This window comes from Aestuariibaculum suncheonense (genome assembly GCF_014596935.1).
Taxonomy (GTDB): Bacteria; Bacteroidota; Bacteroidia; order Flavobacteriales; family Flavobacteriaceae; genus Aestuariibaculum; species Aestuariibaculum suncheonense.
Genome location: NZ_JACVXC010000003.1, coordinates 297,311 through 322,055 on the forward strand (window position 1 = coordinate 297,311; position 24,745 = coordinate 322,055).

Consider the following 24,745-nt stretch of genomic DNA (forward strand, 5'->3'; position numbering starts at 1 on the left):
TTTATATTTTACCGTTTTCTTTGATTTTCTTCAATCTATCTAATGCCTCAATATAATAATAATCAGCGTATATCAAGGCTACATCTATTTCATGTCCTAAAGATTTTGCTCCTGTTGAGTGTAACAAAAACGCATCTGCTTTTCCTACTCCAGAGTATTTATAAGAGCCTAATGATTCCAACATTTTTAAAGCCGCATTATAATAGCGTTCTTGATCCTTTTTATCTTCAACCAATTCACTTAAATCTAATAAAGCTGAAGCTACCACTGCAGCAGCAGATGCGTCTTTTTCTTCATTTGGGTCGCTAGCAACATCAAAATCCCAGCAAGGCACATAATCATCTGGTAATAACGATAAATATTTATCAGTCAATTTTTGAGCAAAGTCTAAAAACTTTTTATCACCAGTTTCTTTGTAAACCATTGTATAGCCGTAAACACCCCAAGCTTGTCCACGAGACCAACGACTGTCATCAGCATACCCTTGTTTGGTATTTCTGTTTAAAACCGCTCCGGTTATAGAATCGTATTCTAAAACATGCCATGAAGTATAATCGTCTCTAAAATGATTTTTCATTGTCGTTTCGGCATGCTTTACAGCTATATCGTAGAATTTTTTATCTCCACCATGTTTTGCTGCCCAAAACAACAATTCCAGATTCAACATATTATCTATAATAGTTATATGTTGCTTCCAACGTGGGTGCATTTTATTTGACCAAGATCTGATGGTGCCAACATTTGGATTAAATCGGCTCGCCAAAGAAGCTGCAGAGGTTAATAAAATATTTTTATATTCTTTTTTTTCACCCAATTCATATCCCTTACCATAAGCTGGAAACATCATAAACCCAATATCGTGATGTTCTGTAATGGTTTTAAAATCTTCAAATACTTCTGTTCGTTTTATAGCCTCCTGCTTCCACTTTTCATCTTTACTAATATCATACATATACCAAAGTATTCCAGGATAAAATCCAGAGGTCCATACCAGTCTGTTATTTGGCACTTCCTCCCATTCTGTAGAATCGGTTTCTATTAAACGAGGATGTTTGGTTAAATCGGTAAGTTTAGGAACTGAAATTTCTAACTGAGATTCACAATCATCAATTAGTGATTTTAAATCAAGTTTTACCTCTTCGCTATTAGGAGTTTGCTTAATTTCAGCTGTTTCGTTTTTTTCTTTCTTACAGTTAAACAGGCAAAGAAAAAAAACTAGAAGAAAAATTTTACTTCCCAAAAAAAATGTGTTTTTTAAACCTATCTTACCTGTATTTAATGGTATCATCTTTATATTCATTTTGTTTAATTTAAAATGGCGTGCTTATGCTCACTAACTTTTAAAACTATTGTATAGCAAAGGTGGGGTTTGTTTTAAAAAACTTAACAGGGTTTGTTGTTCAATAGTGTACCCAAAACTGACCAAAACCATCCTATTAACATAAAAAATGAAACTCTACTCTTTCAATTTTCAGTTAAGCTTGGAAAATAATTTCATTACCCTCCAAGCTCTTTTACAAATCAACTTAGCTAATTGCTGTTATAGTTTAATTTCTTAACTGTGGTGCTTTAGTTAACTCGGACTCTGGTATTTCAGCAAAATAGTTTTCTGGAGTTGCATCACCTATAATTGGTCCAACCAATTCTTCTGTGAATCTATTAGCCAAAGCCTGAGCAACACGCTCCAAACGAGTTAAATCGTCCCATCGCTTAAATTCTCCTGCTAATTCCCATTTTCTTTCTGTATATGCTAATTCAGCCAAATCACCACTTGTTATATCTACAGTTGCATTAGGAGTATTTACAGGTAAATCATTAGCGCGTCTGCGAACCATATTTAATGCTTCCCAAGCATCTGCTGTACTAGCTCCTGATCTACCAACTGCTTCAGCATAATACAAAAGCAAATCTGCATAACGCATACAATATGTATTCATTGAGGTAACCGAATTATTGGTAGCTATTTCATCTTGATAACCTGTAACCTTTAAAAACATAGGATGTCTTTCATCTTTAAAATCTTCCCAATGAATTGTTTCATTCTTGAAAACTACTTCTGTTCTATAAGTCTTATCTTTTCTTGGGCCGTCTGGAAAATCATTAAAAAAAGCTATTTCAGCAAATACCTCAGCCCAACCTTGAACATCTCCTGGATACCCCACTCTACCAGCATGTCTATTAGAATAAACATTACCTAACACTTGATTATGTGCTAAACCAAAAACCATTTCTTTGTTAAATCTGTTTTCATCTGTAATTGACCACAACGTGCCCATATCGGGAACAAGGGCAAAACCATGCAAACTAGCATTATCAATAACAGATTTTGCACTACTAGCCGCTAAAGCATATTTAGAATTATCCTTTATAGGCCATCCCGCCCAATGCATATATAATTTAGCCAAAAACGCTCTAGCAGAACCACTATTGGGCCTAATTGCAGCAGGAGTATTGGGGTATTTTACAGGCAATAAGCTTTCAGCCATTAAAAAATCGCTTTCAATTTGTTGATATAAATCAATTAGTTCTGCCCTCTGTAAATCAATATTTCCCGCAATGTCTGTAGAAGTAATTAAAGGTACATTTCCAAACGTTCTAGCTAAATGAAAATAACTAAATGCTCTTAAGAAATAGGCCTCTCCCACCATAGCATCAATATTATCTTTATTTCCCCCTATAATGTTTTCCTTTACAGCTATAATATTATTGGCTTCTTTTATAGTATTGTAAGGCCCAGTGTATCCTAAACCAACGCCACTTGTTAAAGAAGTCATTTTCATTTGGTCTGCATCTCTAAAACCTTGCTTATTTTTTCCGCTATGAGTTGTAATATCATCCCCTCCGTAAGAACGCATCCAAAAATGAGCCCACTGCATTGACAACGTAAATTGACGATACATTCCAGCTGTAGCAGATTTCAATGCTTCTTCTGAATTTAAAGTTCCTGGATCTAAACGTGCCTCTGAAGGGTTTTCTTCCAAAGTACAACTATTAAAAATTGCTATGGTAGCAAGCAAAAGTGTAACGGCACTTATTGCTTTAAAAATTTTATTTGTTTTCATTTTTGTCTTTTTATTAAAATCCGATTTTTAATCCTAAGGTATAGGTGCGCGAGTTTGGGTTAGCACCATAATCTAAAGATGCCGAAGCACCTTCGGTGGCACCAATTGAACTTGCTTCTGGATCATATCCTTTATAATCTGTAAGGGTAAATAAATTTTGGGCACTTGCATAAAACCTAATCGATTTCAGGTATTTATTAACTTTTAAATTATAGCCCACTGCCAAATTACTTAGTCTTACAAAATCTCCTTTCTCTAAAAACCTAGTAGAGTTCACAAATAGGTCTCCGCTAGATGGGATATCGGTTTCATTTTGTGGTGTCCATCTGTTTCTGTATTCTCCATATGTAGCCAACGATTGTACCCCTCCTGGCATTGAAATTTTCCCCCTTGTAAAGTTAAACACATCATAACCGTGTACTCCTCGAATTAGAATGTTTAAATCAAAATCCCCAAATTCTACTGTATTATTTAATGCCCAAGTATGCTTAGGAATACCGTTACCAATAACACCTAAAATCAAATTTCCCTCATCATCTTTTAAATATTTAGCCTCTCCTGGATTACCACCCGTTTCTCCTGTTTTATAAGTCCCTAAGAATGTAGCTCCATAAAACTGCCCTAGAGGTTCTCCTACTTTTAATCGAACATAAGCCCCTGTTGTATTAGCGATACCTCCTGCTGAAGTTCCGCCTATTGGACTTAATAAAATTTCTTGTTGGCCGGCCGTAAGACTTTTTACTTCACTTTTATTGTACGAATAATTTAAATTTGCTGACCAGTTGAATTTTTCTGTACCTGCCAAAACTGTTTCAAGATCAAACTCCCAACCACCATTAAAAATTTCACCTACGTTACTTAAAACAGCCCCGCCTCCTGTAAAATCAGGCAATGGTACTTCTAATAAGAGGTCAGTTGTATTTTTCCAATACTTGTTAGCCGAAAAATTCACCTTTCTATCAAAAAAAGAAACATCAAAACCAATATTTGACTGTTTGGTTGTTTCCCATGTTAAATCTGGATTTGCAATAGTTCCAAGCGAAACTCCTCTAGTCTCTGAACTTCCGTCTAAAGGATAGTTTTGACCTGTAAGTAAGGTGTTGTAAGTAGAATAAGGCGCAATTGCCTGGTTACCCACTTCTCCGTAACCTGCTCTTAATTTTAAACGCTGGACAGCTCCATCAAAAATATCACGAAATTGGTATGCCAAAGATCCTGAAGGGAAATAACCTGTTTGATTGCCTGGCCTGAAACGAGAAGACGTATCTGCACGTAATGTTCCCGTAAGGTATAATTTTTGATCAAAATTATACTCTGCACGCCCCATATAAGAGTGGATAGTGCTTTTACTTAGATTAGCACTTACAAGTGGCGCAGTTCCTAATTCCAAAGAATAAAAATTGGCAGGAATGGTATATTCACCTGCATTTGCATTAAAGCCTTTGCGAACAAAGTTTTGAATTTCAAAAAGCCCCGTTACTTTTATATTATGTTTATCGTATGTGTTAGACCATGTTAAAATGTTACTGTTTTGCAATGTCGTATTATAACTTGTACTAGCGCTACCAGTTGGATTACTCAAAACTGTTCCGGAAGGCACACCTCTATATATTTCTGACAAAGAATTATTGTACAATAATCCTCCAACTATTGTTAAATTAAGATTTTCTGTAATATCGTAAGATAGATTAAGGTTTGCATTTAAGCTGTTTATGGTACCATTAGCTTCTGATTCTAAACGCTCAGCGATTGGGTTAATTAAACCCGAACCGTTAGGGCTTGATAAGTTATAGTTTCCGTCGGCACCTTTAACTGGCAAAGTAGGATCCCATCCCAACACTGCAATAATACCAGCCCTATCATCAGGAGATGAAGCACTACCCCCAGAAATTAAGTTTAATGTTTCTTCACTACTTCCGTATAGGTTTAAACCGACAGACAATTTATCGCTCATTTTTGCATCTAAATTTGCACGAAGAGAATACCTTTTATAATTGCTATTAATACTGGTTCCTGATTGGTCCACTAAATTACCAGATACAAAATACCCTATATTGTCACTTTTACCACTTAAAGAGACCTGCACATTTTGAGTATATCCTGTTCTAAAATATCTGTCTTGGTAATCTGTTCCGCCATCTATTACAGGAAGATTATTTATTGCCCCAAATTCTTCTGCAGATAAAATATCCAAGTGTTTTGAGATTGAGGAAATGGCTGTAAAGGCGTCTACATGAATACTTGCTACTCCAGATCCTCGTTTAGTGGTAACTAAAATTACACCATTAGCTCCTCTAGAACCATAAATAGCGGTTGCAGAAGCATCTTTTAAAACCTCCATAGATGCTACATCGTTTGTATTTATTGATCTGAGGTCTGCTCCAATTACACCATCAATAACAACTAGTGGTTGGTTATTTCCATTAATTGAATTTGAGCCTCGAATCCGAATTTTAATTTCTGAACCTGGCGCTCCAGAATTTTTGTTTACAATTACTCCAGAAGCACGCCCCTGTAAAGCATCTTCAACCCTAAACACAGGTTGTTTTTCAAAATCTTTGGAAGAAACACTAGAAACTGCTCCTGTTAAATCACTCTTTTTTGCAGTACCGTAACCTACAACGACCACTTCATCTAAAGTGGCCGCATCTTCTTCCAACTCAATATTAATGAATGTTTTATTGCTCACAGAAGCCTCTTGTGTTTTATACCCCACATAAGAGAATACTAAAACCGAATTGCTCGGTACATCAATCATATAGTTACCATCAAAATCTGAGGTGGCACCATTGGTAGTACCTTTTTCCAAAATACTAGCTCCTGGCAACACCATACCTTGGCTGTCCGTAACAGTTCCTTTTACGGTTATTACCGTTTGCGCGTGAAGATGCACTCCATTGAGAAGCATAAATAATGTCAAAAAGCTAATATAGCCTTTCAACTTACTTAAGAAGATTCTGTTTTTTTTCATCATTTCTTTTTGATTTTAGTTATTAGTTAAAAAATTATTTGTTGATTTCTGAAAATATGTGGGTTTCCATCAAAATCTGTACTCACTCTTTTTTGTACCTTTCTCAACCTAATTCACTCCTTGAAGTGGTATACCTATCTCATCTACAACGGTACCAGCAACTGTCTTTACCAAGTCGCTAACAGAATGGCTACTCGTTACCATTAATAATAAAAACTAAAAAGCATTGTATTTCTGCCACTAAATTTTGCTAAAAACGGCTTTAACTGATTTTCATTTTATTCATTAAGTTTTGTTTGTGTTTTGATTTATACCCAAACTTATATATCAATTGTGGCAAATAAAGGGGGGGTATATGCTTATTCAACCGTGGTTTTCTGTTCATAAAAACACATAATTACAAACACATACATTATTTTTCAGAAATAAAAAAGGTTCAACTATTTCATATTTATGTCTTATTGAACCTTTAAGGGTAAAAATCTAATTCAGAACAATTTTTTTAATTAGTAAGTCCCCATTTTTATCCTTTAGTTTTAAGATATAAAGTCCTTTTGAAAATTGACTTACGTTAATAAGCTCACTAAAATCTTTATTGTACACAGTTTTTCCTGTAATATCTATTAACTGAACATTTTTAATTGTGATATTAGGGTTTAAACTCTTAATATTTAATTGACTTTTCACAGGGTTAGGATACACACTAATACCTTCAACTAAGAAAGAGTTGTTAATAGACAAAAGCGGTGTTGTAGATCCTGTATAGGTTAAATCTGAAATATTAAAGGTTCCATTTCTATTAGTAGCTGAATCAAAAACACCTCCTGTAGGTCCATTAAGGCTTGATTGCCTTCTTATAGCAATAGCAAATTGTGTTCCACACGTAATCTCTGACAAGTCTACCGATTGTGTTGTCCAAACACCATCGGCTCCCATTTCTGCAGAATCGGCAACTGGAGAGGTTGTTATTGGAGTCCAGGTCACCGTTGTTGGATCTGTACCTGTTACAAAATCCGTAGCATATAAAACTGATGTATCTGTATCTAAATTCGATCCTCCATCCTCACGAAAGGTCGTTCTTGTTGAAAATGTAAAAAATTTAGATCCCGAATCGTAAGCACTCAAGTCAATAGAATTAACAACAATCCAAACGTCTGTAGCATAATTAGTACTTCCATCATTTGCCTGAATTCTTAAAGATCTGTTATCTCTAGCATCTCCGGCTGGATAGTTATTATCTGGTCTTATATAACCTATTTCTCCGGCACTGAGACCATCGACAGGTATAGATGAGTTTCCACTTGGAGTTAAAGTTGCTTCGGTTGTTGTTACTGTAAATCCAGATGCTCCAGTTGCGTATCTCATATCCTCATAAAATATTAAATCATCTCCAGGTAAACCAGTTGCGTTAGCTGTCTGTGCGTATTCTTTAGCACTTACTGATAGCAGCATTAAAATAAATAGTTGTTTGGTAATTTTTTTCATGATATTAGTTTTTAGTTATACTTATGAGATAAAATTACCTTACTAATAAGTAAAGATGCCGTGGTTAACTATTCTAAAGGAAGGGGTTAACTGTTCAATTACATTATTTACTAGCGATACAATACTTTACAAGCATAAAAAAACCGGCATTATTTAAAACAATACCGGTCTTACCAAAATACCAATCAATAAACAAGAATTTACTCTGTTACTGTTATTGAAAACTGTTCTACCTTTTCTTTATCTCCATATATGGTTGTATTGTTCCCTACCAGAGTTACCGTATAAACTCCTGGTGTAGTATAAGTGTATTCAAAATCATTCAATAATGTCGAATATGCCTTTAAATTAACTGCTGTATCTGGTGCTACTGCGGTTAAGTTGATGGCGTTGGTTATTAACCAATCTTCATTCACTATTCTGTCGCTATTACCACGCATTCTCCAATAACCATTTCCAGAATCCCAATACCACTTTGCAGCATTCCAGGCTTCAACTACTCCCTGAATATCAACTGGAGTAAATCCTGGATTTGTTTCATCAGCAACTGTTAGCAGAGCAGGTGCATCTTCCACATCCATTTGAATACTTAAATCGTTAAAATACCATTCTGCCCCACGATCTATAATATTATCAGAAAAATACCTGAACCCAAAATAAATAGTATTACCATCGGCTAAATCTGTAACATCAACAATACCTGAACTTTGAAAGGTGAAATCGTAGCGGGTAGAAATATCAAAGCGATCAGTAATATCTAGCCAGGTTGCACTTTTTACAGATTCAGGATCTCCTGAACCATCGTAATCTTTAGAATACCAAACCGTTAATGTTCCTGTAGCATTAGAACCTAATCCCCACTTTTGGGAATTTTCGAAAGACATGGTTACCGTACCCTCTGCATTTGTTCTATCTCTGTATTTGTATTGATGACCAAACTCTCCTGAATAAAATCTTAAAAAATCTGGTGCATTATCTACAGTAAAGATTACAGGATCACCAGCCTTAACTTCAAGTGAATTTGGTGTTACTGTAAAATTTGGGGAAGACACTTCTTCCGCATTATCGCAACTTTGAACTAAACATGCTACTACAAATAAACATGCTACTATTTTATTGAAATTCTTCATTGTTTCTTTGTTTAAAATTACCTCCTTTTACTACCAATTTGGATTTTGTTTCACCAAATCGTTCGCTCCTATTTCTTGTTCTGGAATAGGCAAAAGTTTGTGTTTACTATCGTCGTAATTTATATAACTGTCTAAATAATATCCTTGTAAGGTATTCGTTCTAGTTGCAGGAGAACCTGTTCCATATATTGACCAATCGGTATTTTCGGTACCATCGGCGGCTTGTAAAGCAGCCATAGTCTCATCAACTTTTTCCTGCATTATACCCCATCTAATCAAATCGTACTTACGCACTCCTTCAAAACATAACTCTAAACGACGCTCTTCCTGAATCAATTCATTTGTTATAGATCCTGTTAAAGGCGTTGCGTGTGCTCTGTCTCTAACTTCATTTACAGCATTTAGAGCTGCTACTGAACCAGGGTTTAATTGATTTTCGGCTTCAGCATACATTAATAACACATCAGAATATCTTAACACAGGCCAGTGATGTGGTCCATAACTACCTGTACCACCAGCCTCCAATAAACGTCGGTACTTTGAAGCGGCATATACTAATTGATTAAATGATGTTGCAAATTCACAATTATTATTTGTTGGAATATAATAAGGTGAAACATTCCACAAACCACGTTCATCATTTGCATCATTGCGATAAGCATTTGTTAATGTAATAGTTGCTGAAATTAAACCAAATCCTCTGTTATTACATGAACCGTCATCCACTCTAAATCCAATGCTAGACCCTAGTTTTCCGGATTGCTGTTGATCTTGATTGCCAAAGAAAAATCCAATTTGAAATAACACCTCTTTAGTATCATACTCTTCTTGAGCAAGTTTATTAAACACATCTTCGTAGCTTGAGTTTAGCTCATGATATCCATTATCAATTACCTTTTTTGCCCAGTCTCTTGCTTTTGTATAATAATCGCCATCATTTGTAAATGGCTCTCCTGCACGATATAAACAAACTCTGGCTAATAACCCTTGTACCGCAGATTTACTTGCCCGACCAGGTTCAACCTCTTGAATATCTTTCAAATTAGCTTCAGCATACTCTAAATCTGAAATTATTTGATTGTATACATCTACACCTTTTGTTCTCGGTAATAATTGTTTTATAGTGGTTTCTGTAGGCATTGGAATACCATCTAAACCTCCAAAATTTCTTTGTAAATCGAAAAACAAATAGGCTCTAATAAAACGGGCTTCTGCTGTAAAATATATTTTTTGCGCTTCTGTTAACCCTTGAGAATTACTAACCTCAACAAGCATAACATTAGCAGCATTAACTCCTTCGTAAAGTAATGTCCAAGCATCTAACACATCTGAACTGTTACTGGCAAAACTATTTTCTAAGTAAAAGCGGTTTACACTTCTGTTTTCAAAACCTTCATCGGTTCCAGCCGATGGATACATAGCATTAATTATCGATTCTCTATAAGCTCTTACCACACGAGAATACACCCCCATAAGTCCTGCTGTAGCTCCTGCTTCGTTTTGATACAATGTTGCAGATCCTAAACCATCCTGCGGTAAAATATCGAGTTTATCATCACAACTTAAGATGATGATGAAACTACATATGGTGAATATTAAATTTTTTATTTTCATGATTAAGATTAAGCGTTTAGAAAGTTAAATTAAGACCAAGACTAACAGTTCTGGTTACAGGATAAGACGAGTAATCTACTCCTGGCATAATAGGAGAACTATTAACTGAAACATCTGGATCGAATCCGCTGTAATTAGTCCAGGTAATTAAATTTTGTGCAGATAAATAAATAGATGCTTCGTTTAAACTCAATTTTTTAACCAGATCTTTTGAAAAGTTATAGGATAGATTAATAGTTTTTAATCGAATATATGAGCCGTCTTCAACTATTCTTGAAGACACATCTTCAAAGCCTCTTCCCCCGGCTCTAAACATATTAGTATCTTGATTAGTTGGTGTCCACCTGTTCGTTACAGTTGCATATTGATTTTGCGCATAATAGGCCATTTCTTCAAAAATGAGTCGGTTGGCATTTAAAATATCATTGCCGTAAGACCATTGAAAAAATACGCTTAAGTCGAAACCTTTATATGAAAATGTGTTCCCTAAACCTCCAAAATGTTCAGGTAATCCATTACCTATTATGGTTTTGTCATCAGCTGTTATTCTTCCATCTCCATTTAAATCTTTATACTTTTCATCTCCTGGCTGTCTAATGGCTGAACCTCCATCGTAATCTGGTTGATCTGCTTTCAAAATATGGGTAGCATCATCAGGGTTATAGTTTTCGAAGTCATCAGGTTGATATACGCCATCTGAAATATAACCGTACATATTTCCTAAAGGCTGACCTTCTTGAACTATAAACTGGTTTGAATTATATCGTTGGTAATATCTTGGATTCCCAAAAATTGGTTTGCCTTCTGGAAGAGACATCACTCTGTTTTGGTTAAATGAAATATTGAAATCTGTTGTCCATTTAAAATTCTCTTTATCTATGTTTATAGTATTTAAGGCTATCTCTAAACCTCTATTTCTAACAGTTCCGCTATTTTTCCAAATGGTACTAATTCCTAATGTTGGTGGTGTATCTGCGTTAATTAATAAGTCTTTTGTATTCTTTTCATAAACTTCAATTGTTGTTGAAATTCGTCCGTTAAAAAAACCTAAGTCAACACCTGCATTATACATTTCTGTAATTTCCCATTCTACATTAGGATTAGCTCCAGAAGATGTTGGTCGCTGTCCTAAAACTTCCGAGCCATTAATATAATATGAAGCCAATTCTGAGGTAAACAAATCGAATCTCGCTTCCCCAGGAATTCTATCGTTACCTGTTTTACCATATCCAGCCTTAAATTTCATCTGAGATACAAATCCTAAATTCTTAATAAAAGATTCCTCTTCTGCTTTCCATGCTAATGCCAATGACGGGAAATACCCTATATTATGACCAGGAGCAAATTTTGAAGAACCATCACGTCTAATAGACGCTGTTAGTAAATATTTATCGTTAAACGAATAGTTTGCTCTTGCCATTAGAGATTCGATTCGAGACTTCTCGCTACCATTAATATCATCTGTAGTTGAAAGCGTTCCTTCATCTAAGGAATTGATTCCTTGACTTTCTGCGTATTGTGGAATTTGAATCGCTCTGGTAAAACTTCTTGTAATGTTTCGAACGTTAAGCGAGTGCCCTACTAAAACATTTACATCATGTTTCCCAAAGGATTTATTGAATGTTAACGTATTAATGGCAGACAGTGTTTTATAATTCTGGTAATCCATGGTTCCGTTAATTCCATTAATAGGATTAATTAATCTACCATAAACCGTGTTACTATTATTAAAAATTCCTGTTCTTCTAAAATCACCATTATAACTTCCTTTTGTTTCGAAGGTAAGACTAGGAATTATTTTATAACGCAATGCTAAGTTGGAAATAAACTGATTGGTTTCCTTTTTTCTGTATTCGTTATTTAACGATACTATAGGATGCCAACTAAATATATTATTAATGTCAAACTCGTCTGTGTTGATTCCATATAACGGGTTATTATCTCCATAATCTTTAAACTTGTTTACTACATTAGGATACGTAATTACGTTTCTCATAAACGAATAAGCTGTATTTCCCTTTGTATCTAATCCTTGTAGTTCGGTGTTTGCGTAAATTATATTTAGAGTAACATCTAATTTTTTATTTATTTTATGTCTTAAGTTTAACCTTCCATTTATTTTCTTGTATTCAGATTTTAATAAGGTACCTTCGTCATTCAACATATTTAAAGATGCATCAAACTTAGTTAAGTCGCTTCCACTTCCTATTTTAAGCGTATGTGATTTTGAAAAACCTGTTCTAAACGCTTCATCCTGCCAATTGGCCGAAGGTGAATTTATATAGTCTTCAAGACTTCCTACAACATTATCTTCATCGTCTACATAAAAACGAGACGCCGCTCCATTCGGGTTTATTTCCTCTGCAAGTTTTATTGATTCGTAAGCTGATAAGACGTCTAATTTATTAGCAACATTTTTAACATCCAACCTTGTCTCATATGACACTTTGGTCTTTCCTATTTTAGATTGTTTCGTAGTTATTAAAACAACACCATTAGCTCCTCTCGCTCCATAAATTGCCGTAGCTGAAGCATCTTTTAAAATATCAATACTCTGAATATCGGTTGGATTTAAGATACCTGGATTAAAATCTTCTACAATAAAACCATCAAGAACATAAAGTGGTGAATTATCACCATTAACCGTATTTTTTCCTCGAATAGTAATTTCTAATCCTGCCCCTGGCTCACCAGTATCTGCTCCTACTTGCACCCCTGTGACACGACCAGCCAAAGCCTGATCGAAGTTTGCTACCGGAGCTTCTGTTAGTTTATCCATTTTTACTGATGCTACCGAACCTGTTAAATCTTTCCTTTTAACCGATCCGTATCCTACAACGACTGCGGCATCCAGTTGCTGTAAATCTGGCGCCATGTTTACATTTATTTTAGACTGCTGCCCTACAGTAATTTCAACGGATTTGTACCCCATAAAAGACAAGACTAAAACAGATTCTGGTGTTACTTGAATAGAAAAATTCCCATCAAAATCTGTGCTTGCTCCGTTTTTTGTGCCCTTTTCAACCAAATTCACTCCTGGAAGAGGCATGCCTATCTCATCTACAACGGTACCAGTAACTGTCTTTACTTGGGCATTAGCAGAAAGACTACTCATTACCATTAATAACAGAAATACAAAAAGCAATGTATTCCTGCTGCCAAATTGTGCTGAAAACAGCTTTAACTGATTTTTCATTTTAGTCATTAAATTAAGTTTTGTTTGTGTTTGATTTATTCATACCCAAACTTATAAATCAATTGCGGTTAATAAAGGGGGGTATATGCCTATTTAACCGAGGTTTTCTGTTCAAATCAAGTGAAACCTCCAGTAAAACCTATATGCTATGGTAAAATTCCGACTATTTAGGATTTCGGAAATCCGAAGGAAGCTTATCAAATAATTTTTGAAAAGAAGTTCTAAAATTCTTCAAATCATTAAATCCTAAATCGAATGCAATCTCTGAAATAGTCATTTGAGTCTGTTCTATTAATTGAGCTGCACGCTTCAATTTTATGGTTCTAATAAATTCTGAAGTTGACTGGTCAGTTAACGCTTTTAACTTTCTGTAAAGTACAGAGCGACTCATACCCATGCCTTCAATAAAATCTTGAATGGTAAACTCAGAATTCGTTATATTCTCCTCTACCAAATCTATTGCCTTTTGTAAAAACAACTCATCAGCCGAAGTGACTGTTATTTCTTTTGGTTGTAGAATAACATCTTTCTTAAACTTATGAATCAAGTTCTTTCTTGAAGCCAAAATATTTTCTACCCGTAATTCCAAAATTTCGGCATCAAAAGGTTTGGTAACATAAGCATCGGCTCCTGTGGAAAATCCAGCTTTTTGGAATTCTTGAGATGTTTTCGCTGTAAGCAGTATTACAGGAATATGACTTGTATTTATATTCGTTTTAATAATTTCACAAAGCTCCATACCATCCATTTCAGGCATCATAATATCACTTATTATCAAATCTACATCCTGCTTTTTGGCTATTTCAATGGCTTTTTTTCCGTTTGGAGCTTCAAAAATATTATACGATTTTTCAAATATCGATTTTACAAAACCACGTACTTCATAATTATCTTCTACAATTAATATTGTCGCTAAGGATGCATTTAACACATTCCCTTTCTGAGTTTCTTCGTTAATCGTTAACAGTTCCTTATCTACATAAACCGATTTTTCAATACTATAATCTTCTTCAAGCTTTACTGCATCTGTTGGCTTTTCAATCTGATCTTTAATTAAATGATCTTTTCCAAGAGGAAGGAGGACTTTAAATGTAGTACCTTTTTCTTTTTTACTCTTAACTTTAATTTCCCCTTTATGAAGCTCAACTAAGTTTTTCGATAAGGCCAAACCTATTCCTGTACCAGTACGTTCTCCTAATTGATAATAACGATCAAAAATAAACTTAACATGCTTTTTAGGAATACCCTCTCCGTTATCAATCACCTCGATCTTTACATACTTTTTCTCCGATTCATTTCGGTATTTACTAACCTCTGAAACCTGTAACTCAATACTTCCCTCCTCTGGCGTAAACTTAAATGCGTTAGATAGTAGATTAAAAACCACTTTTTTAAGCTGGGTTTTATCATACCAAACATTTATAATCTCATCTGTACTAATAAATCTGTAATCGATGTTCTTAACCTCAGCTAGTTCATTAAATGCCTGCTTAATATCCCTTAAAAAAGGTACTATATTATTTTCTGAGGCTTTTAAAGATAATTTTCCTGATTCGTTTTTTCTGAAATCTAACAACTGATTAATTAATTCCATTAAAATACTAGCATTCCTATACATGATATCGTGTTGCTTCCTAATAAAATCATTTCCATCATCCATTTTTAGCAACCGTTCCAGTGGACCGATAATAAGCGTAAGCGGTGTTCTAAAATCGTGAGAAATATTAGTGAATAACTGAAGTTTCAACTTATTTACTTCCTCTATTCTCTCCTTCTCCAAACGTTCTTGCTTTAATTCATTGCGTTCTTTTACTCGTATTAAACTGTATTTCCTTATTTGCCAGAAGATCTCAAAAGCCAATAAAAAATATAACAAATAAGCCCACCATGTAAACCATGGTGCTGGTAAAACATCAATAGTTATAGAATCTCCAATTTCATTCCACAAGCCATCATTATTTGAAGCTTTTACCTTAAATGTGTAAGTTCCTGCATCTATATTGGTATAAGTTGCTGATGTTTTGTTACCAATGTAATTCCAATCTTTATCAAAACCCTCTAACTTATATGCATATTGATTTTTTAATGGTTGAGAATAACTTAAAGCTATAAAATCCAGATTAAATATATTTTGGTCATACTTTAAGGAAACTTCTTTTATATTATCAGTAATACTCAAAAAGGGTTTATTATTTACCTGCATTGAAGTAATTGAAACTGGTGGTTCATAAGTATTTTGCTTAATATCTTTAGGATTGAACACATTAAAACCATTAGCACCACCAAAAAACAATTCTCCATTTTTATTTTTTAAATAGGCGCCAAAATTAAACTCATTACTCTGTAAACCATCCTGAGCATTAAAGTTTTTAATTTCTAAGGTTTGTGTATTAATTCGACTTAAACCGTTATTCGTGCTAAGCCAAATATTATGTTCATCATCAGGAATAATACCATAAATAATATCATTAGGTAATCCCTGTTGTGTACCGTATTTCGTGGAAGTTTTTGTTTTACGATCATAGTAATATAATCCGTCGCCCTCAGTACCTATAAAAACATTTCCTTTTTCATCTTCATAAACGCACAAGACAGCTCGTATGGTATGAGTTTCAGGATTACTACCTAAGTAATTAATTTTTGAAAGTTTTCTAGTCTTAATATCAACTTCACACAATCCAATATTCCCACCAATGAGTAATTTATTCTCATTTGAAGTTTCATAAATAGTGTAAACAATTTTACCTACCCAATCCTTAGGATCTTGTAATCTATAAATAGAATCTGTTTGTCTGTCTAAAACATTAATACCACCTCCCGAAGTTCCAATCCAAATATCACCGTAAGTATCTTCTAAAAGTGAAATCACTCGATTATCACTAATACTATTTTTATCATTAGAATTCGTTTTATATATCTGAAACTTTAAAGGCTTGGTTGTTGACTTCAAATAATTTAAACCGCCTTCGTGGGTTCCAATCCAAAACCCCCCTTTTTTATCCTGAATAATAGCTTTTACATTGTTAGCACTTAAACCATTGGAATTATTAGGCTCGTTCATATAATAACTAAATTCACCTATAGAAGCATCGTAATAATTAATCCCTCCTCCTTCGGTTCCAACCCATAAATTATTTTGAGAATCCTGTACAATAGAGCTTACCACATTGTAGTTAAGCTTTGTATTATTGGCTCCTGAAGCAAAATGCTTAAACACGTCAAAACTTCTTTCAAAATAACTAATGCCTCCCGCATAGGTTCCAACCCACATATCCCCTTTTTCGTCCTCGTATATATCATAAATGGAATTTTGACTTAGACTATTAGGATTGTTTTCATCATGAACATAATGTGATATAGAAAATGTCTTAGAGTTAATTAAATAAAGTCCTCTATAGGTTCCTACCCATAAATTCCCTGAATCATCTTCTTGAATACTCCTTACATCACTTAGGTATTCTGCAGACTCCGATTTTGATTTAAAAAACTCAAAAGCATCAGTCTTTTTATTTAATAATGCCAATCCATTTTTAAATCCTAACCAAATATTTTTACTTTCATCTTGGTATAATGTTGACACATTATTTTTATTCAATTCTTTTGGGGAATTTTCTGGGTAATTATAATATTTAACTACACCATTCAAAACATTAAAAAAACCAATTTGTTCTGCAGTTTTAATCCATAATTCACTTTCATTAACTTTTAGCAATGCTCTTATAGGACTTTTAAAAAAGGAGTTGTCTTTTGGATTAAAGTCGAATGATACAAACTTTTCATTATTTAGATTTAACTTTTTTAACCCGCTACTTGTTCCTATCCATAAAGAAGAACTATCTGCCTGAGTAATACACCATATTTCATTATTTTCATACGTATCGGTAGTTTCAAAATAAAATCTATCAAAAGAATTGCTATTAGGATTGTATTTGTTTAATCCGTCTATAGTACCAATCCACAGGTTTTTATTATTATCTTCATATATAGATTTAATTAAACTATGACTTAAACTTGTTGAATCTTGAGAACTATGCCTAAATGTTTGAAATTCCCTTCCGTCATATTTATTTAAGCCATCACGAGTACCAAACCATAAAAAGCCATCTCTATCTTGTTTAATAGCCAACACAGAATTTTGAGACAAGCCGTCCTTTAATGAATATTGCCTAAATTTCAACGATTTAAAAGCATTCACTTCACTTTGAGCATGGCATACTATTTGAAACACACAAAATGCAATAAATAAAACTCTTGATTTAATTTTCATATTTAGTCGGCACATTAAATAACATAAAAACAATGGTAGTATAAATATAGTCAATAATATTATTATACATTTTCATTTGAACTCTCCAAATATAGTACTATAATACTATTTTGTGCTCGGCAACACTTAATAAATGTGTTCGAGCACATTTTTCAACAAATTCCTTTATTATACAAAAATTAATATATACATTCGCAACATTATCTAGTCAAGCAAGTAACTTCATTCCCCTAAACCTTGCTGAATAGCAACACTTTACACACTATTTAAACTAAACAATTAAAAATTATTTATTATGTCAATTAATTTATTTGATTTAACAGGAAAGACTGCATTAATAACAGGTGGGGTTCATGGCTTGGGTATGTCTATGGCAAAAGGGCTTGGACATGCTGGAGCAACATTAATTATCAACAATAATACTCAAGAAGCTTTAGATCATGCTATTGAAGAATACAAAGCAGAAGGCTTAAAAGCTTATGGTTATGTGTTTGATGTTACCAACGATCAACAAACCGCTGAAGCAATTAAACAAATTGAGCAAGAAGTAGGCCCCATAGATATTCTAATTAATAATGCCGGTATCATTAAACGTACACCTATTATCGACATGGAGACACCAGATTTCGAATTAGTTATTAAAGTAGACTTGGTGGGTCCTTTTATCGTTTCAAAATATGTTGCTAAAAGCATGATAGAAAGAGGGGGCGGTAAAATTATTAATATTTGCTCTATGATGAGTGAGTTAGGACGAGACTCAGTAAGCGCTTATGCAGCGGCCAAGGGAGGCTTAAAAATGCTTACCCAAAGCATGGCTACAGAATGGGCTAAATATAATATTCAAACCAACGGTATTGGACCAGGGTATTTTGCAACAAGTCAAACGGCTCCTATACGTGTTGATGGCCATCCATTTAACGAGTTTATTATAGGTCGTACACCGGCTGGTCGCTGGGGTGATCCAGAAGATCTACAGGGCGCAGCTGTTTTCTTAAGTTCGAAAGCAAGTAATTTTGTTAACGGACAAATAGTTTATGTAGATGGTGGTATATTAGCAACCATAGGAAAACCTTCTAACGAAATTTAATACTTATGTATACATCTAAAACATTAATGACATGTTTGTTAGTATGCTCTGCCCTACTAACAGCTTGCTCAAAAAAAGAAAAACCGCTAACCATTAAAGTCCAAAATACTTTAAATATAAATCGAGATTTTGAAACCGTTGAATTATCTAAAACATTCTTAAAAACTGAAAGCTTAGATAATATTGGAATTCGCAACACTAATACTGGAAATCATGTTATCACACAAACTGTAGATACTAATGACGATGGAATTTCAGACGAAATTTTATTTCAACCTCAAATTGCTGCAAATTCTGAAATCACTTATGAAATTGTAACTAATTATGATGGTGTTGGTCTGCAAGCTGAAGACGTTTGTTACTCAAGGTTTGTCCCAGAACGTACCGATGATTATACTTGGGAAAATGATAAAGTCGCATTTCGAGTTTATGGGCCAACCGCTCAAAAAATGGCTGAAAAAGGAGATCCGGCAGGCACCCTTTCCAGTGGCGTAGATGCCTGGTTAAAACGCGTTAGCTACCCAATAATAAACAAATGGTATAAAGAAACAACCGAAGGAACTGGCTCCTATCATGTAGATACAGGAGAAGGGCTTGATAATTTTCACGTTGGTGTAAGTCGCGGTGTTGGTGGAATTGCTATAAAAGCAGATAGTAGCTTTTATTTTTCAAAAAACTACACGAAGTGGCAAACCATTACCAACGGACCAATTCGCACCAGTTTTTATTTAGAATATGAAAGTTGGGATGCAGCAGGTTATTCTATTATAGAATCTAAAATTATAAGTCTTGACCGAGGAAACAACTTATCTAAATTTACACTTTCAATAGATGGTGTTCAAGACATTTATGCCGGATTAACCCTCCATGAAAAAGATGGTGAAGTTACAGGAAATAATGACTTTGGTTGGGTTAGTTATTGGGAACCACATGGTGATTCTGAATTAGGAACTGCTATTGTTGCTCCAAAAAACACCTTTTTGGGATTTGAAAAATACGATACTGAAGCAAAAGATTTAAGTAATGCTTATGCGCATTTAAAAGTTGAAAACAATCAAGTTGTTTATTATGCCGGATTTGGTTGGAAAAAAAGCCAACAGTTTGAAAATGAAGAACAATGGGTAAATTATTTAAACACATTCTCTAAATGTATAAATAACCCCTTAAAGGTTTCTTTAGTTGAATAAACACAAAAACCTCCATTCTAACAATACATGCAAGAATGGAGGTTTTTTATTTTTATAAATAAACCTGAAACAGCAGCTACTTCTTTAAAACTTTAAATGTTTCAACGCCACTCTGCCCTATCAGTTTTAAAATATAAGTCCCAACTTGAGCTTCATTATCATTTAAAATTAAATCAACTTCATTAAGCCCAGTAATTGATTTTACAACAATCTCTCTTCCTAATATATCTAATACCTTGAGGGTGTTAAAATTTCCATTTAGATGTCTTAATTTAATCTCCGAAGAAAAAGGGTTAGGATAAATTTTAGCTTTACTAAATGTCTCATCATTACTACCTAAAGATGTCTGATCAAAAACTCTAAACTCCAATATACTGGTCCACTCTCCTGTATAAACCTCTGCTCCAGTAACCGTAATTCTTACATAACGTGCTTCAAGAGGAGTAAATTCATCTGTTATCGGGTTATCTTCAAAACCACCGTCTGTATTACTGCTTCTATCAACAATTTTTGTATACGTGTCTCCCGAATTAGATTTTGCCTCTATTATATAATGATATGCTCTATCCTGTAAACAAACAAGTTCTGTTTTATAAATACTTTTTAGGGCTCCTAAATCAACTTCTAACCATTGCGGAAATATTTCAGCAGACCATCGCGTACTAATATTTCCATCTATAGCTGCTACACCGGGATTTTCTGACTGAGGTTCACTTGATACTATTACACTTTTATTTAGTGCCACATTATTCACATTTACATTAGATGTTGCTGTATAATTACCATCGTTTGTTGTTGCTGTAATAATAGCTACTCCAGGTGATAATGCTGTAACCCTACCTTCAGAATCTACAGTTGCAACTGCCGTATTATTAGAAATCCAACTTACAGACTTATTTTCAGCCGTTTCCGGTGTTACTGTAGCTATTAAAATTGCTTCTTGTCCTATAATTAAATCCAGTACTCCCGAAGATATATTCACACCATTAACTGAAACGCTTCCTGTTATCCAATTAGGCAAAACACCATTTAAACGATAAGCCAATTGAGCTTCATACAATGACTCCTCATCTACATGAATGCCCGGCGATTCATTTTCTTGAAACTGATTAGACTCAGTAGTCATGGTAAACCCTTCTAAACCAGATATAATAGGCATTAAAAATTTAGCATATTTAGTTTCAGAATTTGGTCTCCAAGACTTTACATCAGTACTTTGATAAGATACACCTTCAAAATTCCAAAGCACCAAGTGTCTTAAATGGTTTGGTAATGCTCCTGTAGATCCTCCCATATTAAAAAAGAATCCGCCTTTACAAACATCGAACAAATTAGCTCGTGGCTGGCTGGCGTGAACTTCCATTCCGGAATTTCCATTGATAGGGTTTTTATTCCGCCAAAGCACATTTCCTACAGATACGGCATTTAATCCGCAACCATGCCATATACCTGTTGTACTATCGGAATTTCTACCAACAAGACATCCCGTAGCTGAATTTGTGCTTATGTAATTATGTCCGGGATTTCCTGTGTATTGATTATCTAACGCTGAACAATACGCTGAAAACTTAAACTGCGCCACCTGAGACATATTTGAAAATTCTACATTTGTTATCCAACTATTTACCACATGGTTAAACTGTATGCCACTCCACCCCGACGAACTTAAATACGCATGTGGACCACTTGCTGCTTCACCTGGATATAACTCCTGAGGAGCTTTATGGTGAATATGTTGCCAAATAAACCCTCCAGTGTATTTTAAATCCTGAATTCCTACTTCTTCAAGAACCTTAAAGTTGTTTATTTTCCAGTTATACGTAGCGTTAACGGTTTTATGAATAGGTTCCTTAAATGTTATTGTCTTAGCCGTTTTACTAACTACCTTATGAATTTCGCGTACTTCTACCCCATCATTAACCAGCTTTAAATTTTGTGGTTCAAATAAATCTGCTGTGGAATAAGGAGCCAATTCTTCTGCTATAAATGAAGAAGACGTATTTTTAACATACAATTCAACCCACTGCCCCACCAAAATATTAGATGTATTTGCGACCTGAATGGTATAAGTTTCACGCTCAGCATCGGCTACAACGTCTGTTATATAATTATTTGCTGAATCTTCATTATTTGTAAACTGAATTAAATAAGGACACACCCAATCTTTAGTTTCCATATCGGGATGAGTCGTATTATCTTTTTGATACAGTTCTGTTCCTTCGTTACCTAAACCACTACCTTTAAGAACAATGTTACTCTTTGTTATTTTTATTATTTCTGAAAGGTCATCTACATTATCATCATTAATTATAAATCGTCCTGGAGGAAAAAATACAATGCCTCCATTAAGGTTTGCTTCAGCTGCTGCTATAGTTGCCATAATTGCTGCTTTATCGGAAACACCATCATTGGCGACAGCTCCATAATCTAAAACATTGTAAAAAGTTTGCGTAAAAGACGATGGTAATCCCATTTCCCCATGTTGATAGCCTGCATAACTAAAATCTGGTAATACTGGAGTATAATCATTATTAGGATCGCTATCCTTTAAATTGTCTTTTGATATTTTCCAGTCTTGAAACAATGCACTTGGGTTTTGCGCATAAGTGATTAAGCCAAAAGTGAAAATTAAAATCTTTAAATAGTTTAGAGTCATATTTCTATATAATTTGAACACTAATGCAAATTATCGAGATAAACTCTTTTATAAAGGGGTAAAGCTATTCTATTATGGGGCTAAATTGACCTAAACTAATTTTGTAAACTAGGCAATAATTCTCAATTGAAAATCAAAATAGAAGATATTCTTTATACTTAATACAATAATTCGTAGCTAAAATTTTTAATTCCTTTATCCTCCAGACGCTCCAATAAACTATTAATATCCTTACTTATCTTACTCTCCACAACTCTGGCATAAATTTGTGTGGTTGTCAATTTAGTATGTCCTAATAATTTTGAAACAGTTTCTATAGGTACTCCATTGGAGAGCATTACAGTAGTAGCAAAAGTATGCCTGGCAACATGAAAGGTTAAATTCTTATGTATGCCACAGTCAGTTGCTATCTCCTTTAAATAACTATTGGTCTTTTGATTAGAACTAATTGGTAATAAATTTCCTGTTTTATTTAGAATTTTGTCTTGACTGTACTTTTTAATTATATCCAAAGCCTTTGGAAGTACGGGTACCTTTACGTTTTCGTCTGTCTTTTCTCTTTTAGTATATATCCATAGATTGTTATCTATTCCTCTAAGAATGTTAGCTACTGTTAGCTCTTTAACATCAACATAAGATAAACCTGTATAGCAAGAAAAAACAAAGCAGTCCTTAACTCGCTCCAAACGTTCACTTTTAAATTCAGTTGACTCTAAAATCCTAAGTTCTCTTTCGGTTAAATAGGCTCTATCATACTTATTGTATTTTAATTTAAACTGACTAAACGGATTCTTTAGCATCCATTCCAGTTTAACTCCCAAATTGAGAATTTTCTTGAATCGCTCAAGATGTTTCATAACACCGTTGTTGGATAACATCAATTCCTTTTTGGAATTTTTAACATGCCGAAGGTAATGGTCAAAATCGGTTACAAACTCATAATTAAGTTGTTTTAGATAGATATCCTTTGATTTTCGTTTGTTTTGTAAGAACTCATACAAATATTTTTCTGTAGTGTAATAATTCTTCATGGTTCCTGGTTTAAGTACGGTTCCCATTTTATCATGATGATAACTAACCAGATCTCTCAAAGTCTTACTAGTTTCGTCTTCTCCCAAATACCGAGCCTTAATCGAATCTGAAGAAACAATAACATCTTCAAAGAGTAATTCTTTGTGACAATTCAATAATTTGCCAAATACTTCGTCTAAATAAGCATTCAGGGCCTTTATTTTTACAGAACTTCCCTTAGCCCTACTCTTATTGCTATCCCAGTCTTTAACAAGAACAGATCGTTTTAAACTGATTTCCGATCGCTTACCACTCACTGTGATACGCACATAAATAGAAAGCTGCTGTGGATTACTTCTTGATTTTCTTGTGAAGAAAATAACCGTAAAGGTGTTTTTTGATTTCATTATAAAATGACTTTAATTAAACAATACCTGTTAAATCAAAAGTCAAATCAATCTCGAAAGTTCCTTAAAGATAATACATTTCGTTTAAACCTCTGCACACCGAATTGCACACCTAATATTTAGTTTTAAATGAATTCAAACAAATGCATAAAAAATAAAAAACACTGAAAATCAATAGATTAACAGTGTTTTAGTTTGACTTATTACTAAGTTCGTCGGGGTGGCAGGATTCTGAAATAAAACCCAACCAACTGTATATCAGTTGTTTAAAAACAATATTTCCAAATTGGACACTCTATAGGACATAGGCAAACGAGTTTTTGACATTCACTTTTCAAATTTAATCAAAATAGTATGAAAATTATTTTCAGTTAGGTGATGAATAAATTATCTTTCAAAATTTTAATCCTATATCATACCAATCTGCCTTCGTCCCATTTAACTAAATATTTAAAAAAGAGGTTTAGATCTCACTCTTATTAATATAAGAACATTTACAATTAGTCTTTATCCTTACACAAAACAATAACCTACTCATATTTAATCGTTTCCCTTATATGGGACAACTTATTTTAAAATGAGCTCGGGAATAGCATGGCAAGACCTGAAGGTTATTGGCTTAATATTTACACTTATCGTGTCTATTTTAACTTGGGTGGTGTTACTAGTTAT

At 34.0% G+C, this 24,745-nt stretch carries 12 protein-coding genes; 2 read left to right on the top strand and 10 right to left on the bottom strand.

From position 1 onward, the window contains the following. Position 1 precedes the first annotated feature (1 nt). The 8 genes from ICJ84_RS09535 to ICJ84_RS09570 form a co-directional block, all read right to left on the bottom strand. Entirely contained in the window at positions 2-1,300 is a 1,299-nt protein-coding gene (locus ICJ84_RS09535) for a glycoside hydrolase family protein (RefSeq protein WP_206688698.1), read from the bottom strand. A 247-nt stretch (positions 1,301-1,547) separates the two neighbouring features. Continuing rightward, entirely contained in the window at positions 1,548-3,062 is a 1,515-nt protein-coding gene (locus tag ICJ84_RS09540) for a RagB/SusD family nutrient uptake outer membrane protein (RefSeq protein WP_188216166.1), read from the bottom strand. 13 nt (positions 3,063-3,075) lie between these two features. After that, the gene (locus ICJ84_RS09545; protein ID WP_188216167.1) at positions 3,076-6,036 is read right to left on the bottom strand and encodes a SusC/RagA family TonB-linked outer membrane protein; all 2,961 of its coding nucleotides are present in this window, start codon (positions 6,034-6,036) and stop codon (positions 3,076-3,078) included. Between the two features lie 480 nt (positions 6,037-6,516). Next, positions 6,517-7,518, bottom strand: a complete 1,002-nt coding sequence (locus ICJ84_RS09550) for a T9SS type A sorting domain-containing protein (protein WP_188216168.1) — start codon at positions 7,516-7,518, stop codon at positions 6,517-6,519. Between the two features lie 200 nt (positions 7,519-7,718). After that, entirely contained in the window at positions 7,719-8,648 is a 930-nt protein-coding gene (locus ICJ84_RS09555; RefSeq protein WP_188216169.1) for a DUF5017 domain-containing protein, read from the bottom strand. 30 nt (positions 8,649-8,678) lie between these two features. Then, positions 8,679-10,262, bottom strand: coding sequence for a RagB/SusD family nutrient uptake outer membrane protein (locus ICJ84_RS09560; protein ID WP_188216170.1), 1,584 nt, complete (start codon positions 10,260-10,262; stop codon positions 8,679-8,681). Between the two features lie 16 nt (positions 10,263-10,278). Continuing rightward, entirely contained in the window at positions 10,279-13,467 is a 3,189-nt protein-coding gene (locus ICJ84_RS09565; RefSeq protein WP_188216171.1) for a SusC/RagA family TonB-linked outer membrane protein, read from the bottom strand. Positions 13,468-13,621: 154 nt separating this feature from the next. After that, positions 13,622-17,725, bottom strand: a complete 4,104-nt coding sequence (locus tag ICJ84_RS09570) for a hybrid sensor histidine kinase/response regulator transcription factor (protein WP_188216172.1) — start codon at positions 17,723-17,725, stop codon at positions 13,622-13,624. 295 nt (positions 17,726-18,020) lie between these two features. Between ICJ84_RS09570 and ICJ84_RS09575 the strand changes: the two genes are divergently transcribed. Both ICJ84_RS09575 and ICJ84_RS09580 read left to right on the top strand, forming a co-directional pair. Further along, positions 18,021-18,812 carry a gluconate 5-dehydrogenase gene (locus ICJ84_RS09575; protein ID WP_188216173.1) on the top strand — a complete coding sequence of 264 codons (792 nt, stop codon included), beginning with the start codon at positions 18,021-18,023 and terminating at the stop codon, positions 18,810-18,812. 5 nt (positions 18,813-18,817) lie between these two features. After that, the gene (locus ICJ84_RS09580) at positions 18,818-19,999 is read left to right on the top strand and encodes a DUF4861 family protein (protein WP_241748734.1); all 1,182 of its coding nucleotides are present in this window, start codon (positions 18,818-18,820) and stop codon (positions 19,997-19,999) included. Between the two features lie 76 nt (positions 20,000-20,075). Here ICJ84_RS09580 and ICJ84_RS09585 read toward each other — a convergent pair whose 3' ends face one another. Further along, positions 20,076-22,655, bottom strand: coding sequence for a DUF4955 domain-containing protein (locus ICJ84_RS09585; protein ID WP_188216174.1), 2,580 nt, complete (start codon positions 22,653-22,655; stop codon positions 20,076-20,078). A 158-nt stretch (positions 22,656-22,813) separates the two neighbouring features. Continuing rightward, positions 22,814-24,073, bottom strand: coding sequence for a site-specific integrase (locus ICJ84_RS09590; protein ID WP_188216175.1), 1,260 nt, complete (start codon positions 24,071-24,073; stop codon positions 22,814-22,816). Positions 24,074-24,745 lie beyond the last annotated feature (672 nt).